The 14,998-nt window shown below is 49.8% G+C and carries 15 protein-coding genes; 9 read left to right on the top strand and 6 right to left on the bottom strand.

Annotation, left to right across the window (positions count from 1 at the left end; genetic code table 11):
- Window positions 1–749: 749 nt before the first annotated feature.
- The gene (locus tag B3Z23_RS14460; protein ID WP_294911395.1) at window positions 750–2,168 is read left to right on the top strand and encodes a sugar porter family MFS transporter; all 1,419 of its coding nucleotides are present in this window, start codon (window positions 750–752) and stop codon (window positions 2,166–2,168) included.
- A gap of 117 nt (window positions 2,169–2,285) precedes the next feature.
- Here B3Z23_RS14460 and B3Z23_RS14455 read toward each other — a convergent pair whose 3' ends face one another.
- Window positions 2,286–3,272: a hypothetical protein gene (locus tag B3Z23_RS14455; protein ID WP_294911394.1), complete on the bottom strand. Its 987-nt coding sequence runs from the start codon at window positions 3,270–3,272 to the stop codon at window positions 2,286–2,288.
- A 64-nt stretch (window positions 3,273–3,336) separates the two neighbouring features.
- On the opposite strand from B3Z23_RS14455, the gene B3Z23_RS14450 reads away from it, so the two are divergent.
- The gene (locus B3Z23_RS14450) at window positions 3,337–3,657 is read left to right on the top strand and encodes a darcynin family protein (protein ID WP_294911391.1); all 321 of its coding nucleotides are present in this window, start codon (window positions 3,337–3,339) and stop codon (window positions 3,655–3,657) included.
- Window positions 3,658–3,737: 80 nt separating this feature from the next.
- Here the strand turns inward: B3Z23_RS14450 and B3Z23_RS14445 are convergent, their stop codons facing one another.
- Window positions 3,738–3,947 carry a YdgH/BhsA/McbA-like domain containing protein gene (locus tag B3Z23_RS14445; protein ID WP_038017120.1) on the bottom strand — a complete coding sequence of 70 codons (210 nt, stop codon included), beginning with the start codon at window positions 3,945–3,947 and terminating at the stop codon, window positions 3,738–3,740.
- A gap of 281 nt (window positions 3,948–4,228) precedes the next feature.
- On the opposite strand from B3Z23_RS14445, the gene B3Z23_RS14440 reads away from it, so the two are divergent.
- From B3Z23_RS14440 to B3Z23_RS14430, 3 genes are read left to right on the top strand one after another with little or no spacing between them, the layout of a single operon-like run.
- Complete coding sequence (locus B3Z23_RS14440; protein WP_294911389.1) at window positions 4,229–5,068, top strand: YPO3983 family protein; 840 nt, start codon at window positions 4,229–4,231, stop codon at window positions 5,066–5,068.
- A complete protein-coding gene (locus tag B3Z23_RS14435) occupies window positions 5,065–5,526 on the top strand; it encodes a DUF943 family protein (protein WP_294911388.1) in 462 nt (153 codons plus the stop codon). The genes B3Z23_RS14440 and B3Z23_RS14435 overlap by 4 nt, the downstream gene beginning before the upstream one ends.
- A 26-nt stretch (window positions 5,527–5,552) precedes the next feature.
- A complete protein-coding gene (locus B3Z23_RS14430) occupies window positions 5,553–6,017 on the top strand; it encodes a DUF943 family protein (protein WP_294911386.1) in 465 nt (154 codons plus the stop codon).
- Window positions 6,018–6,098: 81 nt separating this feature from the next.
- Here the strand turns inward: B3Z23_RS14430 and B3Z23_RS14425 are convergent, their stop codons facing one another.
- Both B3Z23_RS14425 and B3Z23_RS14420 read right to left on the bottom strand, forming a co-directional pair.
- The gene (locus B3Z23_RS14425; protein ID WP_038017120.1) at window positions 6,099–6,308 is read right to left on the bottom strand and encodes a YdgH/BhsA/McbA-like domain containing protein; all 210 of its coding nucleotides are present in this window, start codon (window positions 6,306–6,308) and stop codon (window positions 6,099–6,101) included.
- 478 nt (window positions 6,309–6,786) lie between these two features.
- Window positions 6,787–7,743, bottom strand: a complete 957-nt coding sequence (locus tag B3Z23_RS14420) for an alpha/beta fold hydrolase (protein ID WP_294911382.1) — start codon at window positions 7,741–7,743, stop codon at window positions 6,787–6,789.
- Window positions 7,744–7,835: 92 nt separating this feature from the next.
- On the opposite strand from B3Z23_RS14420, the gene B3Z23_RS14415 reads away from it, so the two are divergent.
- The 3 genes from B3Z23_RS14415 to B3Z23_RS14405 all read left to right on the top strand — a co-directional run bounded on the left by B3Z23_RS14415 (window position 7,836) and on the right by B3Z23_RS14405 (window position 10,459).
- Complete coding sequence (locus B3Z23_RS14415) at window positions 7,836–8,417, top strand: CGNR zinc finger domain-containing protein (RefSeq protein WP_294911379.1); 582 nt, start codon at window positions 7,836–7,838, stop codon at window positions 8,415–8,417.
- Between the two features lie 183 nt (window positions 8,418–8,600).
- On the top strand, window positions 8,601–9,494 hold the full coding sequence (locus B3Z23_RS14410; protein ID WP_294911377.1) for a LysR family transcriptional regulator ArgP: 894 nt from the start codon (window positions 8,601–8,603) through the stop codon (window positions 9,492–9,494).
- Window positions 9,495–9,733: 239 nt separating this feature from the next.
- Window positions 9,734–10,459, top strand: a complete 726-nt coding sequence (locus B3Z23_RS14405; RefSeq protein WP_294911373.1) for a pirin family protein — start codon at window positions 9,734–9,736, stop codon at window positions 10,457–10,459.
- A 218-nt stretch (window positions 10,460–10,677) separates the two neighbouring features.
- Here B3Z23_RS14405 and B3Z23_RS14400 read toward each other — a convergent pair whose 3' ends face one another.
- Both B3Z23_RS14400 and B3Z23_RS14395 read right to left on the bottom strand, forming a co-directional pair.
- Window positions 10,678–12,108, bottom strand: a complete 1,431-nt coding sequence (locus B3Z23_RS14400; RefSeq protein WP_294911370.1) for an APC family permease — start codon at window positions 12,106–12,108, stop codon at window positions 10,678–10,680.
- Window positions 12,109–12,134: 26 nt separating this feature from the next.
- A complete protein-coding gene (locus tag B3Z23_RS14395; RefSeq protein WP_294911368.1) occupies window positions 12,135–12,905 on the bottom strand; it encodes a carbon-nitrogen hydrolase family protein in 771 nt (256 codons plus the stop codon).
- An 826-nt stretch (window positions 12,906–13,731) separates the two neighbouring features.
- On the opposite strand from B3Z23_RS14395, the gene B3Z23_RS14390 reads away from it, so the two are divergent.
- Window positions 13,732–14,949, top strand: coding sequence for a hypothetical protein (locus tag B3Z23_RS14390; protein WP_294911366.1), 1,218 nt, complete (start codon window positions 13,732–13,734; stop codon window positions 14,947–14,949).
- Window positions 14,950–14,998: the final 49 nt, after the last annotated feature.

Genomic DNA, 14,998 nt, shown 5'->3' with positions numbered 1-14,998 from the left:
GCTGTAGTGAGCAGTGTATTGATTTTAACCGCAAACCGACAAGCAATTTTAATAAACAACTTCATTTTTCAAACGCATCATTTCGATGTTAAAAACAAACTATATACCCAACAGAATTATCTGACCTTGCCTTTTTTGTAACTTAATTGCGTTCAAAGATGTACAAATGTAACAAGAAGGTGTGAAGTCTTCAGCATTTTCACATGTCTGGTTTTTTTATTGATTCGCCTGAGTTTCTTAAATTAATGATTTTAATTGATAATTAACAGAATGCTTCTGAGGGGGCAGTGGTTATCTGCCGTGGAGGGCTTCACATCTGATAATCCACGGTTTTTAGGGGATCCGGATCTGCTGTTAGCAATACGCGACTGCTTGTTACGTTGACCGTCGGGCTTAAAACTGAAAGGGCTGCTCATTCCCTCTTCCTGACTCCTTGCAGTTATCCACTGGCTTACCGTGACTCAGGTAAATGCTCCATATCTAACGGGCTGCACGTCAGAGGGTATACCGCTTTTAATTGTTCTGAACCTCGTATCTGAGACAGTGCTCCGCGCGTCGTCGGAAGAACTGCTAAATATGTCATTGTGTTACAGGGTTTGTGTCATTCCCCAACAGATGAGTGAGATCTCCGTCACAGGAGTATCTGTTTCAGTTAAATTGTCCATATCCACGGATGCTTAGTCTCTAACCCCCCGCGATATCTGATTTGTAAGCTGGCCCAATAGATGCTGAATAAGCGGGGCTTAACTATGTCTCAGGTAAATCATGTGGTGGGCTACGATGCTGACCACCAGTCAAAAGTCAGAAAAATGAATCTGTTCGTTTCGGTTTCTGCGGCACTGGCCGGGTTGCTGTTCGGACTGGATATCGGGGTGATTTCCGGAGCATTACCCTTTATTACTGAACACTTTCAGCTTTCCAGTCATCTGCAGGAGTGGGTGGTCAGCAGTATGATGCTGGGGGCAGCATTGGGGGCACTGTGCAACGGCTGGGTTTCGCATCGTCTGGGGCGCAAATACAGCCTGATGGCGGGGGCCGTGCTGTTTATCATTGGATCTCTCGGCTCCGCATTTGCCAGTGGAGTGGATATGTTGCTGACTTTCAGGGTGTTACTGGGGCTGGCAGTGGGTATCGCGTCTTACAGTGCCCCCCTGTATCTCTCAGAAATGGCCACTGAACAGGTACGCGGCAAGATGATTAGCCTGTACCAGCTAATGATCACGTTTGGGATTGTGGTGGCATTTCTGTCGGATACGGTATTCAGCTACAGCGGCAACTGGCGTGCCATGCTGGGGGTTCTGGCCATTCCTGCGGTGGTATTGTTGTTTATGGTGATTTTTTTACCTAACAGCCCGCGCTGGCTTGCAGCCAAAGGGCTGCATGTAGAAGCGGAGGAAGTGTTACGTATGTTACGTGACACCTCTGAAAAAGCCCGTCAGGAGCTCAACGAAATCAGGGAAAGCCTGCGGATGAAACAGAGTGGTTTTGCGCTGTTCAGGAGCAACCGGAATGTCCGGCGGGTGGTGTTTCTGGGGATGTTATTGCAGGGTATGCAGCAGTTTACCGGAATGAATATCATCATGTATTACGCGCCACAGATTTTCAAAATGGCCGGATTCCAGAGCACCCAGCAGCAGATGATCGCCACCGTGGTGGTCGGGCTGACATTTATGTTTGCCACTTTTATTGCCGTGTTGACTGTGGATAAGGCCGGCCGGAAACCTATCCTCAAAATTGGCTTTAGTGTGATGGCATTTGCCACCCTGGTACTGGGTTATTGCCTGATGAAAGCCGGAGAAGGGCAGATCAGCTCCGGATTGTCATGGGTCTCTGTCGGTATGACCATGCTTTGCATTGGTGGTTACGCGATGAGTGCTGCACCGGTGGTGTGGATCCTCTGTTCCGAGATTCAGCCGCTGAAATGCCGCGACTTCGGAATCACCTGTTCTACCACTACTAACTGGGTGGCGAACATGATTATCGGAGCGACCTTCCTGTCTTTACTGGGTTCGATAGGGGCTGCCGGGACCTTCTGGCTGTACACCGGTTTTAATCTGCTGTTTATCGTGATCACCTTCCTGCTGGTACCGGAAACTAAAGGCATTACGCTGGAACATATCGAAAGAAACCTGATGGCCGGGAAAAAACTGCGCGATCTGGGGCAGTAATCGCCTTATGCGGGCGTTTTATGGCGTTGCGGAATCACCACAACGCCATAAACAATCGCTCTAACGCTGACCGATAAAATGTAAAATCTGCAGGGCCTGAGTCATAAGGGAACCTTGTTAAACAGCTCTTCCGATGGCGTCAGCCAGATCGGCAACAGGGCCAGCTATACCCCGTTCAGCAACAGGCTGGCCAGCAGGCTGAGCCACCAGTGATGGCGTCCACCTACTTTTGCCTGACTCCACTGTGACCATTCGCGCGCAAGGCATCGTCTGGCCCAAAACCGGCGCCAGCCATAGCCCAGTGCGGGAATCATCAGACCTGCTGCCGCCACAAATACTCCACAATAACGCCCTGACAGCTCCAGAGAGACCAGAATATGTTGCTGACTGTCCGCGGGTAAAAGGCGTCAGGTAGCTTCTGCCGGTTTCCGGATCAGGAAACCAGGCATGATTCCATGCGGTAAACAACGGCATCAACAGCCAACTGAACAGGCTGCCGAAAATAATCCATTTGATCACTGACCAGTTCTGAATCGCCTGGCTCAGCGAACGGAGGCTGGAGAGCGGCTCTTCGATGTAAGGTTCTGACAAACTCCGGCTCAGTTTCTCACTCAGCAATTTCCCGCTCAGACCTTTAGCGTTACCCTGCAACATCTGTTGATGGGATTCTGATTCCATAAATGTCCGGAGCGTCTTGCGACTGAAACCGGCGATAAACGGGTTCAGCCATCGGCTCCTTTTGCTGACAGGGACCAGATTATCCTGGTCGCCTTTCAGCATTCGCTCAACCACATGGCCGGAGTCAGGAATCTGTGGCAGACTACCATAGATTATCTGATGGACAAGCTGCTCACCACAGTGTAGCCGCGGCAGTGGACTGTCCAGCCGGGTAAACGGAACGGTCGCATCAAACAGAAATTTTACCTGATGATGTTCATCATCGATGTCATTGGAGATCAATGCAATATTCCCCACCTGTCCATGATCAGGCAGGCCGGTTTTGTATAAGCCGACTTTGACATACTGCGGAACATCACCAGTAAAGTAGACCAGCTGATAGTCAGGAACAGAGACGGTCTGCAGGCGGGGGATTTCACTGAGCACACCGGTACCGTTGCAGGGGGAGCAGCTCTGATACCCCGGGGAAAACCACATAACAGGAGCATTAATGATAACAGTATTTGTTTTGCTGAAAACGACCACAGCCTGGCTGCGGTTGCCACGTAAAGAAAGAAACCGGATTGCCGACAGGGTACTGGCAGAGGTGCTGAGTGACGAGAAAGTGACCCTCAGAATGTTCGACGCGGAGGCATTTACTGCCCGTTGTACCGATGTTGCGATGTTTCAGGCGGAGGATATGCAGTCGTTTTATTACTCAATTGAAAGGCTGCGTGATTCAGAGTTGATTACCACGCCATACTTTGAAATTGCGGAAATTATCCCGACCATTGAAGATGGCTTTAAAGCGTTTGAAAAGCAGACTCACTGATACCTCCCTCGAGGCAGACAGCCATTCCTGCACCAGCAAAGGCCGCCCGTGGCGGCCTTTTGCACGGTTCAGAGCTTCAACTATTTAGTCAGTTCGGCAGTCATATGCACCTGATTACCGTCCCGTGCTTCGGTAATGCTGTAGCCGGTACCTGCGGCTTTGGCCTGAGCGGCAATTTTCGCTTCGGCACCGTCCAGCGTTGAGGCGGTCGCGGTCACAGTCTGAGCGAAAGCACCGGCAGAGATGACAGATAACAGCGCAACAGCAGCAATATTTTTGATGGTTTTCATAACTAATTCCTCAGCGTAAATTGGGTGGAGTAGGACGTTCTGTCCCGATGAAAGTGATGCTACGCCCGTAAACGCTCAGTGAACAGCTAAGCTTATTGTTGTATCGATTCAAAAAAACTGAACAATAAATAGTTATGATGGTGGATTCTGATAAAGCACTGTTAAATAAGAATATTACGGGCTAAATTCTGAAAAATCCCCCCGGGGAGACTGTGGTGTTGTAGTGCGGCGGTTGGCTGTATATTCTCTGTGCAGGTTTAACATACACGGAGCGTATGACCATGACCGGAACAGGATTACCCTTCACCATTTATTCCACCCGACAGCGTCGCGATGACTATTCAGCCAGTGATATGCGCTGCGGCTACCTTACCCGTCACCAGTTAATCCGTGACTATCATTTGTCTCATGTGTCGGCCAGGGGGGATCCCTACACGCTGAGAAAGATCAGCGGATTTAATCAGCCACAATCCATGTTTCATGGCATCCGTCCTCAGGGTGAGTCGGTAACCCGGCAGCAGTGTGCTGCAATTTTATTTGATGAGTTCAGACATCTTTCAGCAGCCTTTGCCTGGTTCGGGCCTTATAAACATGTGATTAAAACAATGATCACACATATGCAGTACAGCAATGGTGCGATATTTCGCAGTGGCAGTCTGAACAGGGCGTTAGAACAGCATATTCTTAATGACCGGTCAGGGGAAAACAGTACCCGACTCATTTTAACCGGGGCCTTAAGTAAGGTTATTGACTGGCAAGCCAGAGCATTACGAAAAAACGCCTGCCAAATTATTTCCGGAGAAATCAATAAGGGCCGTTTACCAAAATTTGACAGATTTCAGGACAATTTTAACGGCCTGGGGATTACGGTTCATGATACCTGGGCTATTGATATTTCAGTGACATCACTGTCGGTGACAAATTACTATTATCATGCCCGTATTCGCTACCGGGTTCAGGACCATTTTGGCCTGGATGATAATGATATTCTTAATAGTAAATTCTGCCAGTTTAATTTATTCAGGATCTGGTTTTTATTACAGCGCTCAGCAGATTTTTCCTTCCAACCGTTTATGACCAATATGGAAGCCACGATAGAAATCACAGGAGGACGTCGATGAAAATATACAAAAATAAAATTCTCAGTGGGCTGCTTTTAGCATATACATTAGTTTCTGGTTTTATTATCTGGCTGTATGTGCATCCGGTGGAAATTATTGCCACCCATACCGAGGGTATTTTTAGTGATGTCTTGCTAAAAAATCCCCCACTGACTAATCGCGGAATGGTTCGCTGGTGGCAGGACAACCGGGAGCGGCTGAAACAACAGTATAATCTGCCGCAAACCGATGAAAACGGCAATTATGAAATGATTTTCTGGGATCTGGCCGGAGGATTAAAGCCGGAGAAAATTGACGACTCGATCTGTTTTCCGGAATTAAAGCCGCCAGCGAACTGTATTGATAAGAACAAAAGGCTGTGGGTCAGTAATAGCCAGAACCTGGGGCTGACGGTAGTCAATTCCTCCGGGTACTATCAGGTCAAAGAGGATGGCGGACTGGTCAGGCGGAAATACTAAATTACCACTGAACAAAGGAGAGGCCAGTGAAGAAATACCGAAATAAAATACTTTGTGGTCTGGTTAGCGCGGCAATCATGGTCGCAGGTATTATTAGCTGGCTGTCACTTCGTCCGGTGGAAATTATTGCCACCCATACCGAGGGTAGATTTAGTGATGTCTTACTGAAAAATCCTCCACTGACGGAGAGCGGAATGATTCGTTGGTGGCTGGACAACCGGGAGCGGTTAAAACACCAGTATAATCTGCCGCAGACCGATGAAAATGGCAATTTCACAATGATTTTCTGGGACCTCGCCGGAGGATTAAAGCCGGAGAAAATTGACGACTCGATCTGTTTTCCGGAATTAAAGCCGCCAGCGAACTGCATTGATAAAAACAGCCTGATGTGGGTAAGAAATACCCCGAACCGGGGACTGACGGTGGTTGTTTCTTCCGGATACTATCAGGTCAAAGAGGATGGCCGGTTGGTCAGGCGGAATACTGAGTGACAAGCAGTTTTGCCAAATTAAGCCAGGACAGACATGCAAAAGCCGCCCGCAGACGGCCTTTTGCACGGTTCAGAGATTCAATTATTTAGTCAGTTCGGCAGTCATATGCACCTGGTTGCCGTCCCGTGCTTCGGTAATGCTGTAGCCGGTACCTGCGGCTTTAGCCTGAGCGGCAATTTTCGCTTCGGCACCGTCCAGCGTTGAGGCGGTCGCGGTCACCGTCTGAGCGAAAGCACCGGCAGAGATGACAGATAACAGCGCAACAGCAGCAATATTTTTGATGGTTTTCATAACTATTTCCTCAGCGTAAATTGGTTGGAGTGGGACGTTCTGTCCCGATGAAATTTATGCTACGCCCGGAAATGCTCTGTGAACAGCTAAGCTTATTGTTCTATCGGTTCAAAAAAACTGAACAATAAACGGCTATAGCGATAATCTCTGATTAAATATATTTAAATCAGTGTGTTAGTGTGTATTATCTGAAAAAATCCCAGAGGGCTGACGTTGATTGTTCCGGGCGGTGATGACCAGCTCAAAGAGAAGGGACGAGGGGGCTGGCAGTAATACTAAGCTGCCAGCTGTGGTAATCAATAACAGAAGAGCAGAGCCCTGTCAGGGACAGCGTGACCGCTTCGGGGGGATTTCCCCGGCAAAGAGGATGGATTCAAAAAAAGTGGGAAAAAACAGACCGCTGACTGAAATACTCAATATTACGGGCCCGGGAAATGGCCCGTAATATCCCTGTTAACAGTATTGCTGGCGCTCGCGACTATATAGCGTCGGGACTTTTACGAAATGCATTTTCCAGGAACTGTTCTATAACCGGAATAATTTCTCTGCTGTGGGTTTCCAGCGCGAAGTGGCCGGTATCATAGAAGTGGATTTCCGCATCAGGAATATCGCGTTTCCATGCCAGTGCACCAGCCGGAAGGAAAAAAGGATCGTTTTTACCCCAAACAGCTAACAGTGGTGGCTGATAATCCCGGAAGTACTTCTGAAAAGCAGGATACAGTGCCACATTTGAGGCGTAATCCAGCAGCAGATCCAGTTGAATCTCTGCCATTCCTGGCCGGGAAATTTGCAACCCTTCAAGCGTATATCCATCTGGTGAAACCAAATTTTTGTCGTTAACACCTTCAAGATATTGCCATTGTATCGAAGCCGGTGTCGGAAAGTCATGCAGGTTCTCCCGGTGCTGTTGTGTGGGGTACTGCCAGTATTTCCGGATAGGCGCCCAGCTCTCGCCGAGTCCTTCCTCATAAGCGTTGCCATTCTGAGAAACAATAGCAGTCACCCGCTCCGGATGAGCGACTGCCAGTCGCCAGCCGACCGGGGCTCCGTAGTCGTGAACCACAAGTGCATAAGAATCGAGCATAAGTTGTTCGGTGAATTGCCCGATGGTCTTCGCCAGTTGGCTGAAAGTATAAGAATATTCACTCCCTGAAGGGGTTTCAGTAAAGCCAAATGCTGGCAGGTCGGGGGCAATGACGTGATAGCGGCTTGCGAGTTTGGGGATCAGGTCGCGGAACATAAAAGATGAGGCTGCAAACCCATGAAGCAGCAATATTGTTGGCGATGTTGGATTACCGGCTTCGCGGTAGAAAATTTTGACGTTATTCACCTGCTCATAGCGGTAATGCACCGGGTTCGCCGCAGAGACAGAATCTGCACTGTGGTTAAGCTGACAGGTGGCTGTTGTGGCGGTAGTTGAATCAGAGAGAGTCATGATCATTCCTTGTAACCTGTAAAGTGTGTATTTGAAGGTTACAGTATTTTTTGGTAACCTGACAAATAAATTTTTATGGGTTACATGAAATCATGGTTCTGAATCATTCTTATACCGATGCCCCGTTTGTCGGGGATAACCTGGCGCTCGATTTTATTAACAGTGAATACAGGGTTGATGGTCAGCGTCATGACTGTCTGAGGGATGAACAGAGTATTGCCAACTGGCTGATTCGCGCCGGACTGTTGCCGGATAATCATCAGCAGCTTCCGGAGGAATTACTGGCCGAAGCTCGCGAACTTCGTGACACAGCAAGGCAAATTGTCAACGCAGCCATGAATCGTGTCCCGGTGGATCTGACCGTTATCAACCAGGTGCTTAAGGCAGGTCAGCCAATCACCCGGCTTGAATGGGACGACGATATGCGGCAATACCGGACTGCGGTTTATCAAACTTCCGCAGATGCATCCGGTCTTCTCTGGCCGGTGGCTGAGGCGCTGATAAACCTGGTAAGCAGCGATAAATTTCAGTTTGTGCGTCAGTGCGAAGCTGATGACTGTATCCTGCTGTTCCATGACCTGAGTAAATCTCATCGCCGGCGCTGGTGTAGCATGGCAACCTGCGGTAATCGAATGAAGGTTGCCGCATTCCGTTCCAGAAACAAACCTGAGTAAGGCTGGCGACACCGGGCCCCGGGCTGACTGCTGAATAATTTCGACATGGGCAGACCAGAGCGGAATCTACTCTGCGCCCCGATGATTATCGGAATGGTGGTGTGGTTTGTGGGCTGACAGGTTGCCTGAACCACAGAGTTAAGGCAGATTAACTTAATCTCTGCTGCTTAAGATAAACTAACGATGAAGCTTAATTACTCCTTTCTTGAAACCTTTATGGAGATTATTCGCTGCGGGACCTTTGAAAAGGCTTCCGGCAAGCTGCATATCACGCCTTCCGCCGTCAGCCAGCGTATCCGCGCGCTGGAAGAACTGATGGGGCAGGTACTGATTATCCGTGGCAGCCCATGCAAAGCGACCCGATCGGGACAGGATCTCTATCGTTATGCTGAAAAAATTGAGTTGCTGGAGAATGATTTTTTACTGAACCAGCAGGAACTACACCGCGAAAAAGCGGTGATTGCAATAAATGCCGATTCGGTAGACGGCTGGTTTTTAAGCGTTATCGAAACTGTCTATCAGGAGCACGGGATTATCATCGATGTCCGGGTTGAGGATCAGGATTTTAGTGCCTCGTTATTGCAAAGTGGCGAGGTCATGGCCGCTGTCAGTGCGGATCCGACGTTGTTGCAGGGCTGTAAAACCGAATTTCTGGGAACCATGCGCTATAAGGCCTGTGCCTCAGTAGAATTTTATCAGCGTTGTTTTAGTGGCGGAGTGTCGGCCGAGACACTGAATCTGGCCCCGGTTATGATGTTTAATCATAAAGATGATTTGCAGAATAAATTTATCCGTCGCTTTACCCACCAGCAAGTCTCGCCGCCACAGCAGTTTGTCCCTTCAACCTATGCCTACCTGCAGGCGATTGTCCGCGGATTAGGCTGGGGTATGCTGCCGGAGCATCTGTCTGCGCCTTTGCTGGCAGAGGGCAGGCTGGTCGAACTGGCGGAGGATTGTCCGGTAGATACTCCTTTGTACTGGCATCGCTGGAGCCTGAAACTCCGGTTGCTGGACACATTAACCCGCAGCGTGCATGCCGTGGCCCGCAATGAGTTGCATCAGAACCCGCCGGATTGACCTGCCGGCACGGTTCAGATAATCCGCCACCCTTCACCTCTCTGCCCGCGATTCAGTCCCTCAGGGGACGGCACACTGGCATAAAGGCCGGATTCTCCGGTTTCGAAATTCACTCTTATTGTCCACTAAAGTGTGACAGTAATTACCATTTTTGAGTCTTGATGGTTATCCGGATTTACAATAATCTGAATACATCGACAGGGCAGTAGCCTGTCTCACTAAATTCAGAGGATAACATCATGATTGAACAAAGACTGTCAGAAAAACGCGGACTGGGTGATCACGGTTGGTTGTACTCACGTCATACCTTTTCGTTCGCAAATTACTGGGATCCACAGCAGACCGGCTTTTCTGATCTGTTGGTGATTAACGATGACCAGGTGGCTGAGGGACGTGGTTTTGGTGCCCACCCTCACAGCAACATGGAAATCATCTCCTATGTACTGGAAGGCGCACTGGAACATAAAGATTCCATGGGAACCGGTTCGGTGATTGTCCCGGGCGATGTGCAGTTAATGAGTGCCGGTACCGGCGTGACGCATAGCGAATTTAACCATTCGCGGCAGGAAGGGGTGCATTTTCTGCAAATCTGGGTGGTCCCGGCAGAAAAAGGTACCACACCAGGCTATCAGCAGGTGTCGGTGGCGGAAGCAGACAAACGGGGTCAGTTTAAACTGATTATTTCTCCGGACGGCGCCGGTGATTCACTGAAAATCAAACAGGATGTGCGTATTTACGCGGGACTGTTTGATGGTGATGAGCAACAGACTGTCACACTGCCGGAGGATCGTTATGCCTATATTCACGTGGCCCGCGGCAGTATTACGGTAAACGGCGTGAAGTTTTCAGCCGGTGACGGCGCCCGGGTACGTAATGAAACCGCGCTGAGTTTTACTCAGGGTGAGCAGGCCGAAGTATTACTGTTTGACCTGCGTCCGGTTGAAGTGAATCACCCGACCCGCTAAACCGGCTGGTTAATTGATCAGCCAGCTACAGCCATACCTCAGGGTATGGCTGTTTTTTTGTCAGAAGAATATCTCCGGCAATCGCCGGTGAGGCGGCTCAGAGGGCTTTAAGGAACGCAAGTAACTTACAGATAAACTGAGCCCGGTCATTACGTAACCCCCGACGGTAAAAGGCGATAACACGGTCACCATTCACCGCCCGGGAGCCAGGCTTGCTGTCAGGAACTCAGTTCTCTTACCAGCATCTGACGCTTATTAATCACCGAATATCCAATCACCAGCGCTGCCACCGGAATGACGGCCAGCAGGGTGCTGATAAACAGGCTGCCTCCGGTGAGGGTGGTAAAGTTAGACAGTACCATCAGCAGCGACACGGCCAATGCAACCGCCGCCAGTGCAGGGATCCACCGTGTTCTCAGGCGTTTCCCCTGAGACAGGGTATTGTTTTTCTTAAAGAACACCACCACCGAGATGCTGGTCAGTAACATTAGTAATACAATGCCAACGGTCGAGATACCGGCCATAAACCCAAACACCTGGGTCAGGGGTTCCAGTTTACAAAGCGCACAGACAATAATCAGTAACAGGGCCGTCATTGACTGTACCAGTGACGAATTAGCCGGTGACTGATGTTCTCCGTGGACAGCGGAGAGGAATTTAGGCATAAAGCCCTGTCCGGCCAGAACATACTGATATCGGGCGAGTACATTGTGGAAGCTCAGCACACAGGCAAAAATACTGCTGATCAGTAGCACCTGAATGGTGTTGCTCAGCAGGGCACCGTCGTACTGACGGGCGATATCCAGCAGCATATTGCCGTTACCACTCAGCGTATTGTTAGCCACACTCACGGCATGGGAGTAACCACTGCCGACAATCATCGCCCAGGTTGAGAAGGTGTAAAAAACGCCGATAATGACTACCGCCAGATAGGTCGCCCGGGGAATGGTTTTTTCCGGATTTCGCGATTCGTCACGGAAGATAGCGGTGGATTCAAAACCAATAAACCCGGTCAGCGCAAACAATACGGCAATCCCCAGACCATGGCTAAACGCGGCTGAAGGTTCAAAAGAGACCAGACTAATCCCTTCGGCACCGCCTTTATGCAGAATTGAAAAATTCATGATCAGCACGACACCCATTTCCAGCACCAGCGCGATGCCAAGAATTTTCGAACTGAGTTCAATGTGCCGGTAACCCAGGATAGCGACGGCAGCAATCGCCAGCAGAGAGTAGATCCACCACGGGTGAGCGTTGCCACCATAATGCACCACCAGATCGTTCACCGCCCAACCCATATAACCATAAACTCCGGCCTGAATAGCCGTGTAAGTGACCAGTGCCAGATAGGCCGAACCCATTCCGGCACGCAACCCCAGCCCCTGAGTCACATAGGAGTAGAAAGCACCTGCCTGTTTAACATGAGGTGTCATGGCCACAAAGCCCACGGCAAAAACCAGCAGGATCAGCGAGGCTATCAGAAAGCCGAAGGGAGCGCCGATACCATTGCCGGTACCGATAGCCAGCGGCACGTTACCACCAATCACGGTCAGTGGAGCCGCGGCAGCAATCACCATAAATACAATACTACCCACGCCCAGATTACCGCTGAGTCTGGCGGGGCGATGGCGGGTGTTAGCCTCAGACATAGTGAGTTCCTTATATGGCGTTGAATTTAAAGAATGTCGGTCCGCAAATCTTTCAGGTAAGGGTTGTTGCGCTGCGCACTGGCGACCCGTGAGGGTTCTATCTCCGCACAGAGCAACTGTTCTTCGGCTTCCGATGCCTGACTCATCACTGAACCATCCGGAGCGGCCACCAGGCTCAGCCCGACATACTCCAGGTGTTGTTCACTGCCGATCTGATTGACATAAGCGACATACAGCTGGTTTTCCCAGGCGCGGGTGGCAATCAGGTGTTGGTTGACAAAAGTGAAGGGTTTCATTTGTGCGGTAGCCACCGCGATAAGATGGGCGCCCGCTCTGGCCGCGGCCCGGACCGTCTCCGGAAACTCAACGTCGTAGCAGATCAGCATGGCGATACTCAGCCCCTTATAATGGGCGATGCAGACGGGCTCATCACCGGCAGTGAACTGTTGTTTATCCAGTTCACCGAACAGATGAGTTTTACGGTATACCGCCAGCACGTCACCCTGATCGCTAATCAGCCACGCCGCATTATAGATATTACCGTTTTCGGCCAGCGGCCCGGTGATGACCATCGCCATTTGTTGCTCCCGGGCCAGTGCCTGCAACGCTGTCAGCGGAAAGCTGTCAGCCAGTGCCGGCAAATGGTGGCGTAATACATAACCAGACATAAACATTTCCGGGGTGATAAGCAATTCTGCCTGCTGCGCTTTAGCCTGTTGCAGAGCACGGCTCAGCCTGACCAGGTTAGCCTCATAATCGCAGTAACTGCTTTGTGCCTGCCAGATTGCAATTTTCATCAGGATCCTCTTTGACTGCTATTAACCGTTAAATGAGCAATAACTGTGCCAGTCATCAGACCACATGATTTTCATGCTTTTCTTTTTTTTACCAGGATAAAACGCCATTAAGAGCCGCCCCGGGGAACGACAGACGGTGCAGAGGTTGCACGGTAATAGTGCATAATCAGGGGGTATGTGCTGTGAGTAGTGAAAGGAGTCATGAATAACCGCTAATATTAGTGGTTCACGTCGATAAGTGGCATGTATTTCCGCAGATAATTCTGCTGCTGTGCTGTTGCGATCCCGGGGGAAAGCCGGTGACACCAGGGTTCTGGCCGGAACAAAACGTCAGTTTATGGCTCACTGCTGTCCACCCGACAACATCACTTGCCAGCTAACCGAAGGGGAATATCAGACCGTTCCACTCCCGGCACATCCCTTTCCCTGTAGCATTCAATTGATTAGTAAAAATGTTCAGATGAAAAAAATTACTAAAAAACATTTTTTTTCGTTACGAATAAATTAACTCTGAATTATTATCCTGTCGGTTTCTTAACATTTTACCTGGCGGTTTTTTAGTCGTTAATGGTTCAAAATCAACCAGTTTGGAGCTGTATGTTGTTCACCTCTGATATCGCTAAAAGTAGTCTGAACGGACTTTTATCATAAAAAATACCTGCAATCTGGTTAGTAACTCTTATGAGTTATCTGGCGGGGTCGCGATCTGTAGCAAAGCCGGAAGCTGCTGCCGGCAGCGAAATATCCGCATCAGCACAACAGAATACCCGTTGCTGTTTTTAACTTTTATCCCTGATTCAGGGATTTTCTGACATGGAAAGGCGCTATGAAATTTAAACTGGCATTACTGGTGGTCGCCGTCGCGGCCCTCTCTGGCTGTAAAAAAAATGATATTGACTGTGGTTCAGCCGATATTCAGCAAAATCTGGCACAGCGTATTCTGAATGTGATTGCCGAAAAAACCGGTGCTCTGGGAAATGATCCGGATGCACTGAGCCACGTCAAAGTGGCGCTGGACGGATTTACTCAGGATGAAGACCAGTCCACCAAAGAAATTTCTCAGTGTAAGGTCAATGCCACGCTGACTGATGAGCGTAATTCCGGAGTCGCCCTGAAAGGTCCGGTCAGCTATGCGCTGAGTAAAGACAGTTCCGGACATCTCGTGCTGGACAATCATTCAGTCTATGAGGGGACCCGTCAGGACGCGTTTAAAATCGTGAAGATTGATGAAACGCCGGAACAGAAAGCCTGGCGTCTGAAACAGGAACAGGCCGCCGCGGAAAAAGCCAAAGCCGAAGCCGAAGCTAAAGCCCGCCAGGCAGCAGCGGATGCGGCACTGGAAAAAGAGATTACCGCCGCCCAAAGCGCGCCGGACAGTGATTTTAAACCAGTGAACCAGCAACAACTGATGCTGCTCTTCCTGGCGAATTCTGGCCGTCAGGTGAGCGACGACGAGAAACTCAGTCTGCTGAGTGCGGCCTGGAATTCAGAGAAAGATCCGTTTAAGAAAAATGATATGAAAGCGGCGGAACTGGCGCGGATTAATCAGGAACTGGATGCCTGGAAGGGCGTTAAGCTGATTCAGGTAAGCAGAATGAATCCGCGGATGAATGGCAGACAAAATGTGGTCGCCAAACAAATTATTACCAGTGCTTATCTGGGAATTCGTAAGCCGGGTGATTATGACTTCACTAAAAAATCTTTCCCAATCACTATGTCGGGTTGTAACGACACCCTGAAATATGGGCCGATGTCGGTCTATAGCAGCACGCAGAATGTGACCATCGCGATGGTGAAAAATGTCGCCACCTGCGCCCTGACGCCGAAAGATGAAGACGATGCCCGCAGGATCTCCGGCTTGTTCACGGCCATGTCTCCGGCGGTATTCACCGCAGATGCCACAGCCTATTTACTGATCAGTGGCTATGATGCCAATAAAGTGACGGTGAATACGACACTGATCCGAACTGACGTGCAGTTCTACCATAATAATTACGATGCGTTTACCGATAAGCCCCCGGTCCTCACCTGGACGCTGAAATAACTCCCTGCACCGGCTGCCGTAATGGCGGCCGGAATCTTTTACCCGCTAC

The organism is Tatumella sp. UBA2305, from assembly GCF_002345795.1.
Classification (GTDB): Bacteria; Pseudomonadota; Gammaproteobacteria; order Enterobacterales; family Enterobacteriaceae; genus Tatumella; species Tatumella morbirosei.
The sequence above is the reverse complement of the archived record's forward strand: the minus strand, read 5'-3'. Positions and strand labels throughout refer to the sequence as shown.

Excerpts from the sequence above, each read along its gene's own strand:
- B3Z23_RS14460 (WP_294911395.1), top strand. The coding sequence starts at position 750 with ATGTCTCAGGTAAATCATGTGGTGGGCTACGATGCTGACCACCAGTCA.
- B3Z23_RS14450 (WP_294911391.1), top strand. The coding sequence starts at position 3,337 with ATGATAACAGTATTTGTTTTGCTGAAAACGACCACAGCCTGGCTGCGG.
- B3Z23_RS14445 (WP_038017120.1), bottom strand. The coding sequence starts at position 3,947 with ATGAAAACCATCAAAAATATTGCTGCTGTTGCGCTGTTATCTGTCATC.
- B3Z23_RS14440 (WP_294911389.1), top strand. The coding sequence starts at position 4,229 with ATGACCGGAACAGGATTACCCTTCACCATTTATTCCACCCGACAGCGT.
- B3Z23_RS14435 (WP_294911388.1), top strand. The coding sequence starts at position 5,065 with ATGAAAATATACAAAAATAAAATTCTCAGTGGGCTGCTTTTAGCATAT.
- B3Z23_RS14425 (WP_038017120.1), bottom strand. The coding sequence starts at position 6,308 with ATGAAAACCATCAAAAATATTGCTGCTGTTGCGCTGTTATCTGTCATC.
- B3Z23_RS14420 (WP_294911382.1), bottom strand. The coding sequence starts at position 7,743 with ATGACTCTCTCTGATTCAACTACCGCCACAACAGCCACCTGTCAGCTT.
- B3Z23_RS14415 (WP_294911379.1), top strand. The coding sequence starts at position 7,836 with ATGGTTCTGAATCATTCTTATACCGATGCCCCGTTTGTCGGGGATAAC.
- B3Z23_RS14410 (WP_294911377.1), top strand. The coding sequence starts at position 8,601 with ATGAAGCTTAATTACTCCTTTCTTGAAACCTTTATGGAGATTATTCGC.
- B3Z23_RS14405 (WP_294911373.1), top strand. The coding sequence starts at position 9,734 with ATGATTGAACAAAGACTGTCAGAAAAACGCGGACTGGGTGATCACGGT.
- B3Z23_RS14400 (WP_294911370.1), bottom strand. The coding sequence starts at position 12,108 with ATGTCTGAGGCTAACACCCGCCATCGCCCCGCCAGACTCAGCGGTAAT.
- B3Z23_RS14395 (WP_294911368.1), bottom strand. The coding sequence starts at position 12,905 with ATGAAAATTGCAATCTGGCAGGCACAAAGCAGTTACTGCGATTATGAG.
- B3Z23_RS14390 (WP_294911366.1), top strand. The coding sequence starts at position 13,732 with ATGAAATTTAAACTGGCATTACTGGTGGTCGCCGTCGCGGCCCTCTCT.